18 protein-coding genes and 1 pseudogene are annotated in these 21,552 nt (G+C 59.4%); 17 read left to right on the plus strand and 2 right to left on the minus strand.

Features of this window, described 5'->3' with window-relative positions; all coding sequences use genetic code 11:
• Positions 1 to 81: 81 nt before the first annotated feature.
• The 11 genes from ABIN98_RS11875 (at position 82) to ABIN98_RS11925 (ending at position 13,199) form a co-directional block, all read left to right on the plus strand.
• A complete protein-coding gene (locus ABIN98_RS11875) occupies positions 82 to 1,230 on the plus strand; it encodes an FAD-dependent monooxygenase (protein ID WP_346910213.1) in 1,149 nt (382 codons plus the stop codon).
• A 264-nt stretch (positions 1,231 to 1,494) separates the two neighbouring features.
• Positions 1,495 to 1,728 (plus strand): hypothetical protein, encoded by a 234-nt coding sequence (locus tag ABIN98_RS11880; RefSeq protein WP_346910215.1) that lies wholly within the window; start codon positions 1,495 to 1,497, stop codon positions 1,726 to 1,728.
• A gap of 535 nt (positions 1,729 to 2,263) precedes the next feature.
• Positions 2,264 to 3,340: a hypothetical protein gene (locus ABIN98_RS11885; RefSeq protein ID WP_346910216.1), complete on the plus strand. Its 1,077-nt coding sequence runs from the start codon at positions 2,264 to 2,266 to the stop codon at positions 3,338 to 3,340.
• Between the two features lie 10 nt (positions 3,341 to 3,350).
• Positions 3,351 to 4,484 (plus strand): hypothetical protein, encoded by a 1,134-nt coding sequence (locus ABIN98_RS11890; RefSeq protein ID WP_346910218.1) that lies wholly within the window; start codon positions 3,351 to 3,353, stop codon positions 4,482 to 4,484.
• Between the two features lie 10 nt (positions 4,485 to 4,494).
• Complete coding sequence (locus ABIN98_RS11895) at positions 4,495 to 6,441, plus strand: ATP-binding protein (RefSeq protein WP_346910220.1); 1,947 nt, start codon at positions 4,495 to 4,497, stop codon at positions 6,439 to 6,441.
• Positions 6,438 to 7,817: a DUF6638 family protein gene (locus ABIN98_RS11900; protein ID WP_346910222.1), complete on the plus strand. Its 1,380-nt coding sequence runs from the start codon at positions 6,438 to 6,440 to the stop codon at positions 7,815 to 7,817. Before ABIN98_RS11895 ends, ABIN98_RS11900 begins: the two co-directional genes overlap by 4 nt.
• Positions 7,814 to 8,482 carry a DUF1523 family protein gene (locus tag ABIN98_RS11905; RefSeq protein WP_346910223.1) on the plus strand — a complete coding sequence of 223 codons (669 nt, stop codon included), beginning with the start codon at positions 7,814 to 7,816 and terminating at the stop codon, positions 8,480 to 8,482. The genes ABIN98_RS11900 and ABIN98_RS11905 overlap by 4 nt, the downstream gene beginning before the upstream one ends.
• Before the next feature lie 769 nt (positions 8,483 to 9,251).
• Positions 9,252 to 10,151: a LysR family transcriptional regulator gene (locus ABIN98_RS11910; protein WP_346910224.1), complete on the plus strand. Its 900-nt coding sequence runs from the start codon at positions 9,252 to 9,254 to the stop codon at positions 10,149 to 10,151.
• Positions 10,152 to 10,337: 186 nt separating this feature from the next.
• Positions 10,338 to 11,336 carry a TRAP transporter substrate-binding protein gene (locus ABIN98_RS11915; RefSeq protein WP_346910225.1) on the plus strand — a complete coding sequence of 333 codons (999 nt, stop codon included), beginning with the start codon at positions 10,338 to 10,340 and terminating at the stop codon, positions 11,334 to 11,336.
• A gap of 113 nt (positions 11,337 to 11,449) precedes the next feature.
• Entirely contained in the window at positions 11,450 to 11,932 is a 483-nt protein-coding gene (locus tag ABIN98_RS11920) for a TRAP transporter small permease (RefSeq protein WP_346910227.1), read from the plus strand.
• Positions 11,925 to 13,199 carry a TRAP transporter large permease gene (locus tag ABIN98_RS11925; RefSeq protein ID WP_346910229.1) on the plus strand — a complete coding sequence of 425 codons (1,275 nt, stop codon included), beginning with the start codon at positions 11,925 to 11,927 and terminating at the stop codon, positions 13,197 to 13,199. The genes ABIN98_RS11920 and ABIN98_RS11925 overlap by 8 nt, the downstream gene beginning before the upstream one ends.
• Here ABIN98_RS11925 and ABIN98_RS11930 read toward each other — a convergent pair.
• Positions 13,177 to 14,166 carry an NAD-dependent epimerase/dehydratase family protein gene (locus tag ABIN98_RS11930; protein WP_346910230.1) on the minus strand — a complete coding sequence of 330 codons (990 nt, stop codon included), beginning with the start codon at positions 14,164 to 14,166 and terminating at the stop codon, positions 13,177 to 13,179. The two genes, ABIN98_RS11925 and ABIN98_RS11930, sit on opposite strands and share 23 nt — an antisense overlap.
• 308 nt (positions 14,167 to 14,474) lie before the next feature.
• On the opposite strand from ABIN98_RS11930, the gene ABIN98_RS11935 reads away from it, so the two are divergent.
• Together ABIN98_RS11935 and ABIN98_RS11940 are read left to right on the plus strand one after the other, a co-directional pair.
• Complete coding sequence (locus ABIN98_RS11935) at positions 14,475 to 15,671, plus strand: mandelate racemase/muconate lactonizing enzyme family protein (protein ID WP_346910232.1); 1,197 nt, start codon at positions 14,475 to 14,477, stop codon at positions 15,669 to 15,671.
• Positions 15,672 to 15,903: 232 nt separating this feature from the next.
• On the plus strand, positions 15,904 to 17,388 hold the full coding sequence (locus ABIN98_RS11940) for a peroxidase family protein (RefSeq protein WP_346910233.1): 1,485 nt from the start codon (positions 15,904 to 15,906) through the stop codon (positions 17,386 to 17,388).
• A gap of 131 nt (positions 17,389 to 17,519) precedes the next feature.
• Here the strand turns inward: ABIN98_RS11940 and ABIN98_RS11945 are convergent, their stop codons facing one another.
• Positions 17,520 to 18,545 carry a LacI family DNA-binding transcriptional regulator gene (locus ABIN98_RS11945; protein ID WP_346910235.1) on the minus strand — a complete coding sequence of 342 codons (1,026 nt, stop codon included), beginning with the start codon at positions 18,543 to 18,545 and terminating at the stop codon, positions 17,520 to 17,522.
• A 179-nt stretch (positions 18,546 to 18,724) separates the two neighbouring features.
• Here ABIN98_RS11945 and ABIN98_RS11950 point away from each other — a divergent pair, with 179 nt between their 5' ends.
• The 4 genes and pseudogenes from ABIN98_RS11950 to ABIN98_RS11965 all read left to right on the plus strand — a co-directional run bounded on the left by ABIN98_RS11950 (position 18,725) and on the right by ABIN98_RS11965 (position 21,539).
• A complete protein-coding gene (locus ABIN98_RS11950; protein WP_346910236.1) occupies positions 18,725 to 19,861 on the plus strand; it encodes an aryl-sulfate sulfotransferase in 1,137 nt (378 codons plus the stop codon).
• A 36-nt stretch (positions 19,862 to 19,897) separates the two neighbouring features.
• Entirely contained in the window at positions 19,898 to 20,716 is an 819-nt protein-coding gene (locus tag ABIN98_RS11955; RefSeq protein WP_346910238.1) for an ABC transporter permease, read from the plus strand.
• A 12-nt stretch (positions 20,717 to 20,728) separates the two neighbouring features.
• Positions 20,729 to 21,185, plus strand: a pseudogene (locus tag ABIN98_RS11960) (ABC transporter ATP-binding protein); the annotation flags it as partial.
• 45 nt (positions 21,186 to 21,230) lie between these two features.
• Entirely contained in the window at positions 21,231 to 21,539 is a 309-nt protein-coding gene (locus tag ABIN98_RS11965; protein WP_346910268.1) for a hypothetical protein, read from the plus strand.
• The last annotated feature ends 13 nt before the right edge of the window (positions 21,540 to 21,552 follow it).

The raw sequence follows: 21,552 nt of genomic DNA on the forward strand, positions 1-21,552 counted from the left end.
GTGAAAAGACGCCGGTCTCCGCAATGATAATATGAGGTGACTTACGACTGGCCCTCCTGCATCGACCGGGTGGAGAAAGACGTGTACGCGAACAAAATCATTGTCATCGGCGCCGGGATCGGCGGGCTCGCGGCGGCTCTGGGTCTTCAACGCAGGGGGTTCAAGGTCGTCGTCTACGAGCGCGCGCAGGAAATTCGCGAACTCGGAGCGGGCCTGATCGTCACCGCCAACGCGCGCCGCGCGCTCCACGATCTGGGCGTCGATGAGGAACTCGAGCAACGTTCATCCTGCGTCCCGATCATGTACACCTGCAACTACACGACCGGCGAGATCCTTCGGGAACACCCGAATGCCGGGATTCGCGAAAAATACGGGTTCGCCACGCTACAGGTCCACCGCGCGGATCTGCATTCCCTCCTCATGAACGCCGTGGCGGCGAATGACGCGGAAGCGCTTCACCCCGGACATGAATTCGTCGGCCTAGACGAGACCGAAACCGGTGTCACGGTCCGCTTCGCAAACGGAGCGGAAGACAGCGGCGATGCGCTCATCGGCGCGGACGGGAACGCCTCGGCCATTCGCGCGCTCCTGTTCCCTGGCGTGGCAACGACGTTCAACGGGCAGGTTGCCTTCCGCGCCCTCCTCCCGGCGAGCGAAGTGCCGGACCGCGTCAACGAAATCGGACAGGGCATGTATGCCGGTCCGCAGCGATACATCCTTCACTACCCGTTGCGCGGCGGCCGCATCATGAACATCATCGGATGCGGGCAGGCGACGGAATGGGAGGAAGAAGGCTGGGCGATCCCCGCAACGAATGAAGAATTCGCGAACGCCTATGCTGACTTCGCGCCCCACCTCATGGAGATGATCGGGAACATTCCCGAGGGCGGGCTTTTCAAATGGGGGCTCAGGGACCGCGAACCGCTGGCGACATGGACGACGGACCGGGTGGGAATGCTCGGCGACGCGGCCCACCCCATGACCCCCTTCCTCGGACAGGGCGCCTGCCTCGCTATCGAGGACAGCATGCTGCTGGCACGCGCCTTCGCGGCCTCCAACAGCGTAAAAGAAGCGCTCGTGCGCTACGAAGGCGCGCGAAAGGAGCGCGGCAACGGCGTGCAGTTGATGTCCCTGGAAGAAGGCCGGGCGCTGCAAGATCCCAGAATTCCTCGAAGGACCGCGGTCGACCGGGGATTGCTCAAATACGACCCGGTGACCGTACCGGTCTGAACACCGGAATATTGTCCTCGTTGACCCAAGCATGCTGCCTTAGCGCTCCCAATATTGGCGGGTCGCGCCTTTCAGCAGCAGTCCGGTCTCGCTGAACCCCCGCATCATTCCGTGCCTCTGGAAAACAGCTATCGCTGATTTCGAGCGACGGTGCACAAGTCTGTAAGGCCTTCAAAGCCGATCCGGTGTGTCCGCATCGACACTTTTTGCTATCCGGCCTGAAAATGTGATAAGCGCCAGCAAAACATCATCAGGAAGTCACCAGTGAGCGAACTGACCGTAGCGGATGCAACGAACCGCATTTATCAATCCCTCGAGGCGGACAATCAGGACATTGATCTGCATATCGCGGAGCTCAAGGACGCCTTGAAGCGCGAGGGCATGAAAGAGGCTGTCCTCGACCCGACCAGGCTCGCCCAGAACAACCGCTCCGGCCGAAAGCTGCTGCAGGCCTACTTCCGCCAGCGCGGCGTGAAGGTCACATTCGCGTCTTCCTAACGCGAAGCGGACATTATTGCGCTCAAAGCTGATTGATCATTCTGATGCAGAAGCATTGGTAGGAGCATCCGGCTGCAGTCGGATCATCTATCCGCTGCTCTGCTCGCCGAAGGCATCGTGCAATCCCGGCGGCCTCATTGTCCGGGTTGGCGGTGGGTCGCCCCCTCCGCAGCCAGAATTTCGCAACGCCTTGAACGATTGGCTTGGCAGGCTGATGGCCGCGTCAACCGGCTTTGCATCGTCAGCCTGCGCCCGACAAAGTTTTCGGCACGTCCATTTTCGTATGAAGACGCTTGCTGCACTTGCAGCCTCCCAATTTACTTTTGGCCTTGGACACGATTCAGACACGCAGGCCTGTCATATCTGACGATACCTGGATATACGGCAAAGTCGGAGCGGGGCCCTTAAAAGGACGCCCCTCAACCACCCGACAACCCATTCTCTACATCTTCCATATTCGCCGCATAACAGTTGTAATTCACGAAATCACCGCTAAATTTTCTATACATGGTTCAAGGACTTTCAGGATCTCTCAATGACCAATTTCAATGCGCAAATCGAAAAATCGAAGCAAGACGTTGCTGCTGCCCGGCAGAAAATTGACGAGCTGACCGGCAAGATCGAGGCGGCGCATACCAAGCTCAAGACCGGCCAGGATATCTCGGTCGACATCGAGAATGCGACCCTTGAGGATGTGCACGCACACACCGAGCTGATGGGCGCGAACATTGCCGAATTGATCATGGGCCTCGACGATGTCACCGCCGATTTCTCCAAGGATTTCGACGCCATGCGGTCGAAGACCGGCTGGGAATCCTTTATCGGCATCTTCTCGAAAGCGCGCTCCGACAGCATTCGCCAGGAACGCATGCGCGCCGCCAGCATCGACGACAAGCTGCAGGACCTGATTTCCAAGTCGAACGTCATCGGCCAGTTGCTGCAGGAGCAGCTTGCGACGCTGAACGACCACAGCAAGCGTGTGGAAGGCAATCTTTCGGATACCCTGACCCAACGCGAACAGGCCGTGGCAACCCTGGAAGGCATCAAGCAGCAGCTCGTGGCGATGGATCCGGAAATCATCGCCCTGGAAAACAAGATCTCGATGGAAACGGATGCCGCGGCCCGCACCAAGCTGGAAAGCGAACTGGCGGCAAAGAATGCGGACTACAATCGCCTCGCCCAGGAAGAGCAGGTCAAGCTCGCCGAAAGCCAGACGCTGGAGCGCTATATCGAAAAGGGCAAGACCTGGGTCGACAGCCTGCAGAACCAGGCCGCAACCCAGATGGTGCTGATCAACAAGCTGCAGACGGACACCAAGCAGCGCGTCGTTCTCTACGATGCCCTCGTCAAGTCGCTGAAGACCGCCCAGCAGCAGGACGTCGCGCACAAGATCAACGAGATCGGTGTCGCAACGGACAAGGAAGCCCAGTCCGCCATGGCCGCGATCGGCTCTGCCACGAACCAGCGCATGGCCGACATGATGGAAGCTCATGAAGACCACATGGTCTTTGCCCGAAAGGTCCTGGAAGAAAAGGCCAAGTCAGACGAACGCTTTGCCCGCCGCTTCGAGAAGATCGTCGAAAAGCACGACAAGAACGCCTACGGCTCTTGAGGGGTAAGCCTTGGACCTGACCCTGGACCATCGCAAGCTGGAAGAAGCGCATGAAACACGGCGCTACTTCACCAAGTTCGAGCGCATCATCTCTCATCTTCGGGCGGTCGCGGACAGCGTGGTATCGGAAGACACCGCGCTGGAAAGCGAAATCCCGATCCTGCAGGAGTATCTGACGGCGCTTGCCGGAACGTTTTCGGCACTGTCCTTCAAGTATCTGCTGGCCAGCCGGGTATCGGGCATGATGCCCGATCAGCTGACCATCGACCTGCATGAAAGCGGTTTCCCGATCTTTCAGGAAATCCTGCAAATGGCGAATGACGCCATGCAGGTTCCCAACCACATGATGTCCCTTCCCTCCATGAAGGACCTCAAGCAGGCCATGGTCAACCATATCCTGCGGGAACAGACCGTACCGCTGAACCTGCAGTTCGCGGCCTCACAGCGCCGCTACTACCAGAAGATCGCAAGCGGTCCGATTTTCTGGGCCAGGAACGACCCGCGGATCATCTGGGCGGAAGACGACAATCCCGACCGGCGAAGCTACCGCATTCACTGGGCGGTCTATGACAGCCAGCAGAACATCCCGCTGATCTACGTAATGGATGTGGAAGACAGCGGCAGGACCCCCTTGGCCCATGACCACCGCCGCTGGCCCCGGGCGCAAAGCCATCTGATGGCGCAATCCTCCGCCGGGCTGAAACTCGTGTCGATTGCCGGCGGCTTCGACCGGGATTTCGACGACCTGCATCCCAAGCGTCTGAGACGGTTCTACGTCGGCCCGATGTACAGCCATGCCTATACCCGGCAGTCGGGCCCGCTACGCGATGTCCTGGCCCAGGCGGCCGGTACGCCGGGCGAGGACTGGGCCCTGGCCTGGACGACGGAAACCCTTCATTCGGCTTCGGTCACCCAGGAATCCGCCGGATTTTTCAGCACCGTGGAACGGCAGGTCTATCAATTGGACCCGTTTGCCGTGCAGGCCGACAATCCGCAGGATGCCGCCGGCCACAGCCACCAGCAGCGCTCGATCATCCTGCCCCAGCGCCCCTATCAGATCCTGGCGGAGCGCAGTCCTGCAGGGTTTTCCAACATCCGCAAATATGCCGTGAGCCCTGCCGGCAAGATTATCAGTTACAAGTAGGTTTCAGCACGTGACACTTTCCACCGATCTCATGGAACTGAAGGAAGACCGGATCCGCGCGCAATATGCGCAGGCCGAGGCCATGCTGGAAGGATTCGACCACACGCCCCGCATTGCCCGCAAGACGGAGCCGGACCGCGTTGAGGAACGCTCACCCGGGCTTGGAACCCGGCGGCGGTTCCGCTCGACGACGCCGGGCCTGGTCACGCGCTCCACGGCACGGCCGGAAGGCGTGCAGCTGGCGAACCGCATTCTGGAGAGCGATGAGGATGTCCTGACCACGCCCGTTCAGGCCAGTGTGCTGCGGGCGCTGCGGCGCTCCCTTTCGGTCGCGCAGGTTGCCTCCGACCAGTTTGCCGAACAGTCCGGACTGGCCGATCTCAAGCGCAAGAACCTCGCCCGAACGCTGGACCCGTCCGAGAAGACCCGGTTTCAGGATCTCCTGAAAGCCTCCGCACTGATCGTGCTGCATGTCTTTGCCAACATGAGCGACTTCCTTCTGGCCGAGCTTGTCAGCGAAACACACGAAACGGAAACGCAAAGCGGCGACATCGAGGAAATCCTGATCGACAACGACCAGCTCGCCCTTCACGGCGTCCTGTGGGAACTGGATCAGGAAATTGCCGCCGGCGTGTCCAATGACGCCGAACTGGTGGCCGTGATCCGCTCCGCCTGCGAGCAGATCATGGAAAAGGTCGCCCTCAGGGCGGAAAGTGCGGCCCATCTCGATGCATTCAACGCGGCTCATTATAGGGTCGAGGCCGACAACTTCGACATCACCGGGTTCACGCCGGCAGCACGGGCGAAGTCGACGACGCTGACCATGGCGTTCAAGAAGCCGGAGGAAGTGGTCGGCAACCACATTGCCAAGTATCAGGCCATGAAGCTGGCCAAGATGCTGATGGCCTATGATTTCCAGCGCAAGCTGAACCCGTTTGCCGAGCTTGGCGGCTTCATCTTCACCTTCATGGGCGACGGCAAGCCCGGGACGGGCAAGACCACCCTGATCCAGATGATGGCGGGCCTGATCAGCGAGTATTGCAACAACGCCGGTTACGCCTTCCGCTACCAGAACCTGTCGACGGACAACATCGACAGCTATCAGGGCAAATCCGGACAGAATGCCAAGGCCTTCATCCGCAACATCATCGATCCCAATGTCATCGGCTTCGGCACGATCGACGATATCGACCAGTTGGCAGGCAAGCGCGGCGACCGGCAGTCCTCCGCGGGCCAGCTGGAAATCACCGCCGTCCTGATGGAGAGCTTTGCCGGCGCCAACACCGTCGTGCGCGGCAACTGCACCTTCGGCATGTTCTCCAACTATCCGGAGAATGTGGACGACGCCCTGCGCCAGCGCGCCGGCGCCCGGTTCCTTGTCGACGGTCCGCAGTCGCGCGAGGACTATATCGACATCCTGCACCTGCTCATGGGCAAGAACCATTCGATCCCGGTCGGCGATCATGATCTCTTCGAAGCGCAGGCCATCAAGAAGGCCGTCGCGGCCTCCTATGACAAACACGCCCGCCCCCAGGAAGACGGCCTGATCCGGGTGTTCGAGAAGGTGCGCGCAGACATCGGCGACCTCGACACGATCGCGAAGCTCGGCACCTATCTGAAGGCCATTCAGGAAGCGGACGAGCGCTTTACCGGACGCGCCATCAAGAACATCACCGATGCCGTCAAGGTCCGCGCGATGGACTTCGAACTTCCCGACGCGTGGATGGAAGACCCGGACCTGTTCCTGTTCAAGGATTACGACACCAAGAAGGCCATGATCGCGGATCTTGCCCGGCCGATCACGGTGGACATGGTCATTCAGGAAATCAACCGCTATGCGGACAGCGAGTTCCGCTATGCCGACAAGTCGGACGAAGTGGCCATTGAAAACGCCGTTCGCGAAATGCGGCGGATGGAAGAAGCCAAGCGCCGCTACATGGAAGCCGGCCGCTCATGATGAGGCTTGTCAAAAATGGCCTGATGTACGGCAACCTCTATCGGGTCAGTTCGCCGGCCATGGTGGAGCGGTACAACCGGGCCATGGAACACCTTACGGGCCGCCGCACCGAACTGACCGAATTCCACATCGACATTTCCGGGTTCTCGCCGGAAATCGGCGATGAGCTGGACGACATCCATTACCTCAACCCGAATGGCTGCAATCGTCAGTTCATCCTGCTGTCGCCGGAGCAGAAGACCGGCCCTCTTCTGAATGCGCGGTTCTCGACCTCCCGCACGATCATCCGCGGCTACATCGACCAGAACGAAGAGCAGCTGTTTGTCCTGACGGCCCGGGACGTGGTGGTCGGCGAGCTGGTCAATTCGGTTCTCGTCCTGAAGGAGCCGAAAAACCTGTTTTACATTCGCGATATCGTTGTCGAGGCGGACACACTCGGGGGACATGCCGAGGCAAGCAGCGAATTGACGGGCAAGATCGACCGCTTCATGGAAGAAGAGGACGCCTGGTGGGACGATGTATTAATCTCTGAAATGATTCAGCTCGCCCGGCAGACCGGCGATATCGTTCGCTCGCCGATCAAGCTGACACCCCAGAGCTTCACCCAGAAAAACTTCTACACCAGTCATTTCGGCGGGCTCTACGTCTTCCAGGACGTCAGCCAGCCGGCCTGCATTTCCGTGTGGGCAGACAAGCCCGGAGACGACCTCCCCGTCAACGAAACCTTCAGTCTGACGGATCCAGTGGCCGTTGCCGCTTTCCTGTCCGTCAACGGACTGGTCGAACCCCTGACGAACAAGTGGGTCCCGAACAGCCTGAGCATCATCAAGCAGAAGCTCGACTTCATCGCCATAGATACGGCGGCAAATGCAGGCGAGGACCTTTCCCATGTCTCACGCCGCGACCTGCGCAACCTGACGCGCAAGTATCATGATCGGATGCCGGACGAATACCATTCGCTCAGACAGGTCTGGCTGGGCCTGAAAGCGGGCGGAAAGCTGCCGAAGGTGCCGGTGACCGATCCGGCCTATTTCTATTTGCTGAGATCTCAGAACCATGCGGACCGGGATCTGGTGAACATGCTGCTCGCGCAACTGACACCACTCGATTTCCGCCAGCTGTTCATCTGCCACAAGGATGCGTTCTACGCTGCCTACAAGACCTGGCAGGACCAGAAGAGGACCTATGTCGCCAGGTTCCTGGCCGAGGAATACATGGTCGACAAGGTCGGCACGCGCGCAGAACTGTTCGGTCCCGAACCGGCGATGGACGCCGATTATGTCGACCTCGGCCTTGGCCGGAATGTCGGCCCCTGGGGCCGGATCCCGAGCGACGGGGATCAGGACCGCTATGACGATGAGGAGGGCGATCGATGAAAGTGATCAAGTGGATTATCGGCATCCCGCTCGTCCTGATCCTTCTCGCCTTTGCCCATTACACGCTGCCCAGCCGGGACATCGTCCGCATCGTCGGGACGGACGTGAAGCGCATGGATATCGGATCGTCCTCGTGGTTCTGGGCGGCACCGGACGCGGGCACCAACACCAACTGGACCCGCGACGTCCGCTTCATCAACACGGTCTGGCCGGACGGAAAACCAAGCGTCTACCGGAACGAGGACACCGACTGGGGCTGGCCGCCCTATTTCAAGTTCGACAGCAGCAACATCACCGCACAGGCCCAGGATCTCGCCAAGAAGGACGGCGATGTCTGGGTCGCCGTGACCCACTATGGCTGGCGGATCAAGCTGTTCACGATTTTTCCGAACGCCATCTCGATCAGGCAAGTCGCAGGACCGGATGTGTTCCTCATCCCCTGGTTCAATATCCTGTTCTTCATCGTGGTCGCCGCCATCCTGTTTGTCGCGGTTCGCGCGCTCGCCATGTTCAAACGCTTACGCGTCGACCCCATCGTCGATAACATCGACACCTTCATCGACGACGTAGGCGAGAACGCCGATCAGGCCCATTCAAGGGTCAAAGAGAACGTCACGACCGCAACCTCCGACTTCCGCCGCTGGCTCAAGCGCTGGTTCGGGTAAAGTCCGGAAAGTGCATGTGCTATCCTGCTCATCGAAATTGATCGAAAGACGGCAGGATGACGTCCAAAATGAAAGGTTGGCCGACACCATCCAGCGCCTGCACTTGTTCCCGCGAGTGGGGCACTGCATGACGGACGAAGAATCTACGCCCAGGTTAAAACGTAGAATTGGCGAATACTGGTTCTTTTATGGAGACCTCGTCATAGCCCTTATAATTGGCTGGATAATATTTTTATTTTTAAATACTATGAATTCGAATCGAAATATCTTCCTAAAATGCTATACGCCCTGATAGCAGGAACTCTATATCTGGTTTTCTCATTCTTCCGCGTACTGATGCGCGAGAAGCTTGATAACGACATGCTTCCCTGAGCATCCTCATTTAAAAGTGCACACCAGTCACCTTCTGAAGAGCGCACTGTCTTTGGATCGCCCTGCGAGATGTCCGGAAGAACGACCGAATTAGCGCGTCAGGTTTGTCAGGCTCTTCGCGTCATGGATCCGCACTTTCCCCTTCCATCCGCCTGACTGTTTCATCTACGCACGATCTGGAAAATAGCACCGCTGATTAACCCTCAGGGATAGATTGTCCGCCATTCCTTCCACGTTTCGCAAGCGATCAGACTAAGCCGTCAAAAAACTGCGTTTTTTCGGCGGTAGAGAGTGAGGATGTAACCACCTTCTCGCCTCCCTTCCTCAAACGGTCCCTCGTTGCGCCAGCGGCAGAGATCATTGCGGGCGCGATCCTCGGCGAAACCGAAAGAAATCAATGCGGCAACAAAAGCTCGAAACGCTTGTTTGGCTGGCGAGGCTACAGAACTTCCGGGCCGTGGCTGAAAAACTCAACACGACACAGGAAGCCATTTCGCAGCGGGTCGCGTCCGTTGAGAGCCAGCTCGGCGTCACGCTGTTCGAGCGCAAGAAGCGCAAGTGCAAGCTGACGGCGGAAGGCCGGGAGATCATCCCCTATGCCGAGCGCATTCTGGAACTCACGTCAGAAATGCTTGACCGGGTCGCCAATGTGGATGCCTTCCGCGGTGTGATCCGCTTGGGCGTTGTCGACACGATCGTCCATGTCTGGCTGACGACGCTGCTGGAGCAGCTGCAGAAGCAACACCCTCATGTAACGCTGGAACTCAGGGTGGATACATCTTCGGCGCTCAGGGAGGCCGTCCTGAGTGGGTCGCTCGACATGGCCTTCCTGGTGGGACCGCTCGCGGACGCGGACATGAAGGCACGCTACCTTTGCACCTACGAGTTCGCCTGGGTGGCAAGTCCGCGCATGAACCTTGCCGGCCGTCAGGTCAGCCTCGAGGAAATTTCCGAAAAGCCCATCATCACCTTTCCCAAGTCCTCCAGGCCCTACGCCATCGTCAAGGAGCAGATGAAGGCGGCCAACCTGCAGGCGCCGCGAATAAACGCGTCCGGTTCGGTGACGGCTTCGATCAACCTGGTCGCCAATGCCGGCGGAATAGGTTTTCTGCCCAAGGTTTCCATCCAGGAGGACCTGCGTCTCGGTCGACTGCACATGATCGAAACGGACGCCCAATCGGCCGACCTTCAATATTTTGCCTACTACCCATCGGATCTGCCGAACGCTCTCACCGAGGCGATCGTCGACCTCTCGAAGGAAGTGGCCAATCGAGAGAAAAAAGACTTCATGTCATAAATACTTCATATTTGACAACATGCGCCAAATCACAGAGCGCGAAACAAAAATATTTTCTTATCAATTACTATAAAGATTAATCGTTTGAGCGAGAAGCCTCCTGCCTCTATGCCTACATTCGTCAGCCGATACCTTTGTTTTTGGAAAAACTCCCTCCCAAGTCCCTCACCACGATTGGATATCGACATGAAAACGAAAATCGCGGCCATCGCCGCCCGCGGCCTGATCGCCGCCACTCTCGCCGCCGCGACAGGCCTTGCCTCGGTCTCCCTGGCGTCCGCCCAGGACAAGGTGCTGAAATTCGCGCATGTCCTGCAGACCAATCACCCCTATCACGACATGGCGCTGAAGTTTAAGGAAGAGCTGGAAGCCCGCAATGTCGGTCTGTCCGTCGAGATCTTCCCGGCAGCTCAGCTCGGCAACGAAAGCGAACTGATCAGCGGCCTGCAGCTCGGCAGCGTCGACATCGCCACGATCACCTCCGCGGTCACGTCCAACTTCGTTCCTGATTTCCAGGTGTTCAGCCTGCCGTTCATCTTTCGCGATGCCGGCCACCTGTTCCGCGTCATGGACGGCGAAATCGGCGATGAAATGGCCGCGAAGATGCAGGAAGCCGGTCTGGTCAAGCTCGGCTACGGCTACGGCGGCACCCGCGATCTCTACACCAGCAAGGCCGTTCACAATCTGGACGACCTGAAAGGCCTGAAGATCCGCACAATGAAGAACACCGCGATCATCGATACCTGGAATGCACTCGGCGCCATCGCCACCCCGGTTGCCTGGTCGGACGTGCCGGTCAGCCTCAAGCAGGGACTGATCGACGGCGGCGAAGGCACCGGCGTCAGCTACCGTTCGATGGCGTTCTATAAAGACACCAAGCATTTCACCCGGCTCGCCTATATCTTCAGCTGGCACAATCTGATGATGTCGAAAATCACCTTCGACGGACTGACCGAGGCACAGCAAAAAGCCGTCCTCGATTCTGCCAAGATTGCCGAGACCTACGAACGCGTCACCTTCCTCGATCAGGAAGCAGCCCTGTTCAAGGACCTGAGCGAGAAGGGTGCCGACATCATCACGCCGGAAGACCGCGCCGACTGGATCGCCAGGATCAAGGATGTCTACGCGAACAACGCCGACGAAATCGGCGGCCTGGAGCGCATCGAGGCCATCCAGAACTACTAAGAACCGGCACCGGTCCCATCCGACCCTCACCACGGACGGGCACACTGCCCGTGGTCCTTCCCCTTCCTGATGGACGCCCCATGACGGCAACTGACAAAATCCCCGGTTTATCGATGCGTATCCGTCAAGGCCTGAGCCTTGTAGAGGCGACCGTTGCCGCCATCATGCTGACTGTCATGGTCAGCTGCACGGTTCTGCAGGTCGTGGCCCGCTTTGCATTCAACACCGGCCTGTCCTGGACCGATGAAGTTGCCATGTTTTCCTTCATCTGGGCTTCCTTGATGGGAGCAGCGCTGGTGATCAATACCGGCGGAGCCCACCGGATCGACGTATTCGTCAGACTGTTGCCACAGCTGCCCCGCCGGCTGGTTCTCGCGCTCGTTTACGCGGTGATCCTTGCGGCCCTATCCCTACTCATCTTCTACGGGCTGAAGCTTCTCGGCGTCGTTCATTTCCAGAAATCCTCCATTTTGAAAATCAACATGTCCTACATCTATACGGCCCTGCCGATTTCGGCCGGACTGATGCTGGTGTCGACGCTTCTCGACTGGCGTGTCTATCTCGGTGACGACAGCGGAGCGCAAGCCAATGGCTGAGGTTCTGTTCCTGACCTTCGCGGCCTGTCTCATCCTGTCCGTGCCGGTGGTGTTTTCCCTGCTGGTTGCGAGTATCGCCGCCATTTTGTGGGGTGGAGCGCTCCCGCTGACCATCGTGCCGCACAAACTTGTGTCCGGCATCGATTCCTATCCGCTGCTGGCAATTCCGTTGTTCATCGTCTTCGGCGAGGTCGTCAACAAGGGTGGCATCGGGCGGCGCATCGTTGATTTCTCCCAGGCTCTGGTCGGGTCCTTCAGGGGCGGGCTGGCCCATGCGAACATCACCGCCAGCATGTTCTTCGGCGGCATTTCCGGATCGGCCACCGCCGACAGTGCAGCCATAGGCTCGGTCCTGATCCCGGCAATGAAACGCGGCGGCTATCCGGCCCCCTTCTCTGTTGCCGTGACTGCAACCTCCTCGATCATCGGCATCATCATCCCGCCGAGCGTCGACCTCATCCTCTACGGCTGGCTGACCGACACGCCGATGGACGAACTCTTCGCCGGCGGATTGCTGCCGGGCGTCCTGATCGGCGCGGCCCTGATGGTGGTGGCCTATGTCATCTCCAGCCAGAAGGGCTATGGCGTCCGCCAGCCGTTCTCCCTGCCGGAACTCGCGCGCAAGACGGGCGATACGTTTCCCGCCTTGATGATGCCGCTCATTATCATCGGCGGCATTCTGGGCGGTATCTTTACCGTTACGGAAGCGGCGGCAGCGGCCGTCATCTACGGCCTTTTGATCACATCGCTCTATTATCGGGAACTCAAACTCTCGGACTTTCCGGCCCTGTTCACGGATGCGGCCAAGACCATCGGTCAGGTCATGTTCCTGCTCGGCACGGCCAAGGTCTTCGCCTATGTCATGACCATCGAGCAAGTCCCGTTGAAACTGTCGCAGACCCTGTTCGAAGCGCTGCCGTCGACCCAGCTGTTCGCGCTGAACGTCATCCTCATCTGCCTTGTGGTCGGCCTGTTCCTGACACCTGCCATCGCCACCATCATTCTGACACCGATCCTTTTTCCGGCGGCCCAGAGCTTCGGCATCGATCCGGTGCATTTCGGCCTGATGCTCGTCTCGGGGCTCGCGCTCGGGCATGTGACACCGCCGGTCGGCCTGACCCTGCTTTTAAGCGCCAGCATTGGCGGAATCACCGTGGAACAATCCCTGAAGTCCCTGCTGCCATTCCTGGCGATGCTGGTCGCCATCGTGCTGGTGATCGCCTATGTGCCGGCAATCACGTTGTTCATCCCGGAGCTGATGCGTTGACGCCTTCGATGATGCGATCGATCAGACGGTCGAGCGGATCATCCTGGCCTCGAAGCCCGCGCGTTCGCTCCAGGAAATGGCGGACCGGCTCTTTCAGGATCACATCCAGATCACCTGCCATTTCAACGTAACCCACGATCCGGCGAAGCGCGCTGTTGTCGAAGGTGGTCGGCCAGATCTTGTCGCCCAGAAGCGGCCCGCGCCAGGCGGGATGGACTTGGGCAAGCGTTTCAGCCGGTATAGGAACGATCTGCGCCTCGCGGCCAAGCGCGTCTCCCAGCGCGCGGTAGATATCCGCCCAGCTGTGCCCCTGATCCGACGCGATGTGCACGGCTTTGCCCAAAGCCGTGTTGTTTCCCAGAAGCCGGACAAAGGGCACCGCGAAGTCCGCCGCGCGCGTCAGCGTCCAGGGAACTTTGCCTTCCCCCGCGACAATCACGGGACGGTTCTGAAGCATCCGCCGGCCGACCACATCGCCTTCAAACATCATCGTGGGCAGGCGTGTTCTGAGCGTATGGGCAGGTCGGACAATGGTAAAATCCAGTCCGGTTTGCGCCATTAGCAAATCCTCGCAGGCGATCTTGCCTTGCGCATAGTCCCAAACCGGATTGGCCCTAACTGCGTCTTCGGTCAGTGCGGATGTGACCGACCGCCGGTCATAGACACAGGCTGAGGAAACGAAGACATACTGCCCGGCTTTGCCCGTAAAAAGCGCCATGTCGCGTCTGATCCGTTCGGGAGCCAGTGCCAGAAACTGACAGACCACATCGAAATGGCGCTCCCCCATTTTGTCGTAGACATCGCCGCTTTCCAGGTCACCCGCAATAAGCTCAACAGCCGGGGGCAAGTCTTCCCAATATCGGCCCCGATTGAAGACGGACACCTTGTGCCCGGCCGCGACCGCCTCATGCACACAGGCAAGCGAGAGCTCGCCTGTTCCTCCAATGAAGAGAATGGTCAAGGACATACTGGTGTTCCTATCGGAAGAGCCGGATCGAGCCCATGGGGATGGTTCGATCTGATTGTTAATGCCCGACCGGGTATTGGTCCACCGGGATGATGGTTTCCGGTGTTGGCACGCGGCCTAAGGAAAGATGCAAGCCCAGGGACAATGGATGTGGCCTGCCCGCTCCGGACCCAAATTGGTCTCTTAAATTTGCCAAATTGGATATATCGACCAGTCCATTTCCTTCATAGTTTTCACCCAATGGCCGACCATGGCCGAGATGTCCAGATTGCCCTCCAGGCTGTAGCCCCTCTTTCAAAGGACCGACCATGCAAGTGCTTGACCGCGTCGAACTCTATTTCGTGAAAACGCCGCTACCGGCACCGCATGCGCCGTCCTGGATCCCCGGCACGATCAGGACCCATGTCTCCATGTGCGTGGTCCGGTTCATCACCGATGACGGCGTCGAGGGGTGGAGCGGCTTTCCCGCCGCCGGACGGGAACGCGCCGGGCTAGGCGACCTGCTGGCCGGTCTCTTTCTCGGGCAGGACGCCGGCGATATCGACAATCTGGCAGAGCGCATCCAGATCATGGCAGCCGGCGGCAATTTCAACTGGTGGCTGGAGCCGGCCTTCTGGGACATCAAGGCGAAAACCGCCGGTCTGCCGCTCTACAAGCTGCTCGGCGGAACCGACGACCGCATCAGGCTCTACGCCTCCTCCGGGGAACTTCGCGACCCTGCTGCGCGGCGCGAGGAAGCCGAAGCCCGGCTCGCCGAAGGCTTCGACACGATGAAAATCCGTGTCCACGACTTCGATGAAGCTGTCGATATCGAGCACATTTCCGATATCGCCACCCATATGCAGGGACGGATGAAGATTTCGGTCGACTGCAACCAGGCCTTCCGCCTGACCCAGAACGGCGATGCGCCGCTGTGGTCACTGGAACGGGCCAAGCGCTTCGTGGATGCGGCAGCCGACGTCGGGCTGGCCTGGGTGGAGGAGCCGCTGTTCGGCGAATGGCACGAGGAAATCGCCCGGCTGACGACCCATTCCCGCGTGCCCGTTGCCGGCGGCGAGCTGCACGTGATGGGGTACCGCGAACTCGCCCGGATGCTGAAGATGGGTTGCTACAATATCTATCAGCCGGATGCCATGTGGGCCGGCGGGGTTTCGCAGGGCCTCAAGGTCGCAGCCCTTTGCCGCGAACAGGGTGTGAAGTTCACGCCCCATTGCTGGTCGAACGGCTTCGGCTTCATCGTCAATGCCCATGTCTTTGCCGCCAGCGGCTTTGCCGGCGAGGCGCTTTTCGAATATCCGGTCTCGCCTCCCGGCTGGATCCCCGAAGGCCGCGACCTGATTTTCACCCAGCCGTTCCTGCATGAAAACGGCTGGTACGTCATGCCTCAGACACCTGGCTTAGGCTTCGAGATCGATTCCGAAGTTCTGGCCAAATACGGGCATTGCTTCTTCAAGGCCGACCGCAAGTCCACGCACTGGATGCCCGAAGCGCTGTCGGACTTTTGATGCCATGCCGGGGCTTCGGCCCCGGCCGCTTTTCCGGGCGATCTCCAAACGCGGCTTCTGCGGAGAAATCAACCGACTGAAATCAGAGTGGAAAATCCGGGAAGAGGTCTCTCCACCATGCAAAGAATGACAAACCGAGAACTGAATAATTGAATCATGCTTGACTTTACGTCAACTCCAGCGCCACCCTCTATGCGTTTAGAATATTATTTTACTACCTTTAGGGGGTATTATGACCGGCACCCATCATGGCCTTACCCGGCTCGACCAACTCGTTAAATCCTGCATCGAAGGTGAAGGGCCTACACGTCCTTTCGCGCAGACGTTCGGGCGATTGTTCCCGGCAAACCCGGTGCAAATAAAAAACATTACCCACGCAGACGTTATCCAGGCACTGGATAATCTGGCATCCGATATGGCGGCAACAGAGAATACGGACGGGCCGGCTGATGCGGGAATGACATTCCTTGGTCAATTCATAGACCACGACATCACTCTGGATGCGACGTCAGCCTTGGGAACCCGTATCGACCCGGCAATGATACCAAACGTGCGCACCCCGAGCCTTGACCTGGACTGCGTATATGGGGCCGGACCGGAAGCATCCCCTCACCTTTATGGTGCAGATGAAGCCGAACAGTTTCTTGTATTCGGGCGAGCGGAGAACCCTCGCGATTTGGCCCGCACGTGTGCAGGCAAGGCTCTCATTGGCGACCCCCGTAATGACGAGAATATCATTGTCGCACAAATCCAGGCGATCTTCATCGAATTACACAATTTGCTGATGAGCAAGCGGGTTGAAGACGGGGACACCGCCAAGGATATTCACGCCTGCGCCCATGAGGGTATGGCTGAGCATACCTGGCATGCACATGTTCATCCGAAGCTCCGCAGTTTTGAAGAAGTTCGGCGCTTTATTCGTTTGCATTACCAATGGGTTGTCTGGAACGAATTGCTGCCTTCGTTCGTTGCGGAAGAATGTCTGAAGTGGGCGCTGGAAAGCACAGGGTTCGGCTGGAATGCTCCGGTGATGCCCGTTGAATTCAGTGGCGCGTGTTATCGCTTTGGCCATGCCACGACCCAGTTCAAATATGCCCTGCGCCAAGGCGAAGCCCCAAAGGGACTTTTTGCGCTACCTGGCTTCGGACCACGTCCCGTCGATGGCAATATCGATTATGACATGTTCTTTTCCATGAACGGAGGCTCGACGTCGCAAAAGGCCCGGCCGGTCGGACCCAAGTTGGGTTCACCTTTGTTGAATCTCCCGTTTGTCCATGACGGAATCAAGCTGGCCGACATCGACGAAACCTTGACGGTGGATCAAGCGCGGAACCTGGCATTGCGAAACATGATCCGTGATCGCTACACGTATCAATTGGCGAGCGGTCAACACGTTGCCGCCCGGCTTGGCACGCCAGGCGTTCCCGTTCCTCCGCAACTCGCTGAGAAGGGCTTCACCAAAACACCGCTCTGGTTCTATAGCTTGCAAGAAGCAGAGACGCACGGTTCGGGCAAATTGACCGGAGCAGGCGGCCGCATCGTTGCTTCCGTATTCGCGAACTTGCTGAAGCGGGATTCAACCACGTTCCTCCATATCCCGCATTTCAAGCCATGGAACGGGTTTGGCGGACAACCCAGCATCTTTGCCGGCATGATCGCTTATGTGGAAGCCAATCGGTCTCACATACAGCACGCCGACGCGCTGAGATGCGGATGAATCAGACGACCCACTGTTAGCACGGGAGCAACGTCTTCGAGACTGACCGCAAGTCCACCCACTGGATGCCCGAAACGCTGTCTGGCCTGTGACGGGAATGCTCCGCCTTCGGACCGCCCGAATGGAAATATTCAAACCGTTGAGGAGGAGGATTCGCGAACAACGAGTTCAGGTTCGAGACCCGTCATCTGTTGCGGACCGGATTTGCCGTCCATCTCCTGAAGCAGTCGTTCAAGGGCGAGCCTAGCGATCTCGTCAAGATGGAGATTGAACGCGGTGAGTTTCGGTGTGCTTTCGCGGGCCCGGAGGCCGTCATAACGGGTGGCGATCCGCATGGATCCAGGCACGTCGATGCCCATTTCGGCGAAGGCGCGCACCGCCCCCGTCGCAAACGTGTCGATCAGGACGAACAGCGCGTCGACCTCCGGATGATGTTCCACCAGCCGTCGCCCGGCTTCATAGCCCGCCTGTTCGCCCGCCCTTTCGTCGAGGTAAAGGACGACAGGCTCAAATCCGGCGCTCTGCGCCAGACGCCGGTAAGCCGTCTCCGTTTCGTGGAAGGCGCTTCGGTCCGTCATGCCGACGAACAGGGCTGGCGCACGTGCGCCTTGCTCGAGAAAATGTGCGAACACCTTCTCGGTCACCGCTTTCGACTGAAGATCCACATAAGGCGCCTCCGCGGATGCGCCCCACCCCGGCCGGCCGATGGCAACGACCGGAACGCCGCGCCGCTTAAGGTCCTCCAGATGCGGATCGTCCGCAGAAGGTTCGATGACCAGAACGCCATCGACCTCAAGATGATCGAAACCGGGGTCCCCCGCCGGAAGGGGCGGCACAAGAACCAGCGACAGGCGTTGTTCAAGCGCTGCGACGGCGGCGGAAGCTGCGATCTCCATCATGAAACCGAGCCGTGACTGGCCGGCCGAAATGGAAAACGGCATGGAGGAGACCACGGCGATCGCATTGGCCTTGCCCGTCCTCAGCCGGCGGGCCTTGAGGTTCGGAACATAGCCGAGTTCCTTGATCGCGCGATCTATCCGCTTCTTCGTGTCGGCATCGACGTAGCGGGTGTTGTTGATTGCATTTGAGACCGTCGCCGGTGAAACCTCGGCGCGCCGGGCGACATCGACCACGGTAACCCTCACGGGCTTCTTCATGCGGACACTTTCCTGCTGAAGGGATGGAGAGGTCTGTTCATTTTTTATGCACCTGCAAAAAAGATAAACAATTAGGCATTTTCACGCATCCCGTTCTTGACTCGCAATTTAGTAAAACGTTTTACTAGGCAAAATGGAAGCCATAAATCGATAGTAAAACGTTTTAACAAGAGGTCGAGATGCTCGATGCCAAATCCCCCTCACAGATCCCGGTAGATGACCAGGTCACCCTACGCCGTCGCCGCACCGGCCTGACCCTTTTCAATCGCGAGCTGAGCGCAGGCGGCTACACCCTGTTCGCACCCCAGACGGCAGGTGGAAGCGTCTATCTCGTCGACATCGAGGGCAACCCCGTCCACCAGTGGCAAATGCCGGTGCGGCCGGGCCGCGATGCCGTGATCCTGAAAAACGGCAATCTCGGCTACAACGGCAGCCACGACACCTCCCTCGGCCTCTACCCCGCGTGGAACCTGTGGCATGGCGGCGATTTCTACGAGGCCACGCCCGACGGGGAGATCGTCTGGCGCCACGAAGACCCGCGCCACCACCACGATTGCCAGTGGCTCGAAAACGGCAACTTGCTCTACACCGCCGCCGAACCCATGCCGAAGGATATTTCGGACCGCATCACGGGAGGCGATGAAAGCAAGGGCGGCGCGGACGGTATCGTCCAGAGTGATGTGATCACCGAGGTCAACCGCAAGGGCGAAACCGTCTGGGAATGGCGGGCATGGGAACATCTGCGGCCAGAGGACTTCCCGGTCCACGACATCTTCGACCGGCGCCACTGGCCCATGATCAACGGCCTGTCGGTCACCCGGGACGGCCTGGTCCTGATGAGCCTTCGCGTGACCTCCGGGATCATTGCGGTCGACAAGGCAACGGGCAAGGTGGTCTGGCACGTCGGCCCGGACGTCGTCGCCCAGCAGCACACGCCGGTGGAAACGCCGGAAGGCAACATCCTCGTCTTCGACAACGGCAATGTGCGCAAGGGCGTGACCTCGCCGCATTCGCGCGCGCTTGAATTTGTGCCCGGCACCGGCGAAATCACCTGGCACTATACCGACCCCTGCGCGCCGTATTTCTTCTCGCCTTATATGGGCAGCGCCCAGCGGCTGGAAAACGGCAACACCTTCATTTGCGAATCCGCCTTCGGCCGGCTTTTCGAAGTCACCCCCACGGGTCAAACGGTATGGGAATACGTCGTTCCCTATTTCGCGCCATACCCGCCGGTCGTCGGCCCCTACATCACCGGCGAGCACAACAGCCTGTTCCGGGCACACCGCTATGCGGCCGAACAAATCGGCTGGCTGTGAGGCTCCTCATCCATGCAAGCCACGGGAACCTTTGAGATGTCGGAAGCAAGTGACGAAAAGCGGCCTGCCTCGTACCGCCCGGGTGCCATGGCACGGCTCACACAACTGGCGACAGGTGTCTTCAGCCCGCTGATCTCGCTGGCTATCGTTCTGGCAATCTGGAGCCTGGTCGCCGCATTCCAGGTCGTTCCGGAAGCCATCTTCCCCTCGCCCTGGTCGGTTGCCCTGGCTTTCGGGGAAATGGTGCAAAACGGAGTCTTTGTGAGCGATCTGTCGGTGTCGCTCAGCCGGGCCGCGATCGGCTTTGTCATCGGCGCATCCCTGGGCGTCGCACTCGGGGTTCTGACCGGGCGCGTGACCGCGATCCGAACGGTCCTCAATCCCTTCATGACCCTATTGCGCCCGATCCCGGCCATCGCCCTTGTCCCCGTCGCCATCGTCTGGTTCGGGATCGGCGAGGGATCGAAGTATTTCGTCATCTCCTACACCGTCTTTCTCACCGTCTGGTTCAACACCCACCATGGGATGGAATATATCCCGGAGATCTATCTGAGGGCGTCGCGATCGCTCGGAACCGGACGGTTGCGGGAGTTCTTCGCCGTGATCATCCCGGCCGCCGCACCGCATATTTTCGCCGGCATCCGGCTCGGCGTCGCCCTCGCCTTCCTCAGCCTCGTGGCCGCCGAACTGTCCGGCGCCTCCTCAGGGATCGGCTATCGCCTCCAGGAATCGCGTCAGTACATCCGCACCGACCGGATGTTCGCCCTGCTGATCGAACTGGGCGTGCTCGGCGCCGTCATCGACACCATCGTGCATCGCATCGGGAAACGACTGGTGCACTGGGAACAGAGCTAGGGGAGAAAGACCATGTCTTCCAATGCGACCGCGGTCCAGGGCAACGGCCTGGTTGATATCGACCATGTAAGCATTCGTTTCTCCAGCGCCAAGGGAGACCACCTCGCGCTTGCCGAAACCGCCCTGCGGCTGGAACCGGGCACCTTCACCGCGCTGATCGGTCCGTCCGGCTGCGGCAAGTCCACGCTTTTGAACGCTGTCGCCGGCTTCGTCGAGCCGACAGGCGGACAGATCAGGATCGACCAGACGCCCGTCGACGGTCCAAGCCCGAAAGTCGGCGTCGTGTTCCAGCAATACGCCCTGTTTCCCTGGTTCACGGCGCTCGGCAACGTCAAGTTCGCGCTGCAGCGGTTCAGGCTCTCGAAATCCGAGCGGCACGAACGCGCCATGGCGGCCCTTGCCGAGGTCGGTCTCGAAACCCAGGCGGACAAGGTATCCGGGCCAGCTTTCCGGCGGCATGAAGCAGCGCGTCGGCATCGCCCGGACGCTTGCCTACGAACCTAAGGTCCTGTTGATGGACGAGCCCTTCGGCGCGCTCGACGCCCAGACCCGCCGCGTCATGCATGAGCTGCTGCTGCGCGTTTGGGGCAAGCACAAGGCAACCGTGCTGTTCGTCACCCACGATGTGGATGAGGCGCTGCTGCTTGCCGACCATGTTCACGTGATGTCGCGCGGGCCTGGCCGCATCATCCGCAGCTACGACCTGGAAGAGGCGCGGCCACGCGCGATCTCCCGCGACTACCCCGACCTTCTCGACATCAGGGAGGAAATCCTGGCCCTGCTCAAACCCACTTCCCCAGAGAACGAAGCAGAGGCCGCCTGACCAATCCAACTGC

The sequence above is a fragment of the uncultured Roseibium sp. genome, from assembly GCF_963675095.2.
In the GTDB taxonomy this organism is placed as follows: domain Bacteria; phylum Pseudomonadota; class Alphaproteobacteria; order Rhizobiales; family Stappiaceae; genus Roseibium.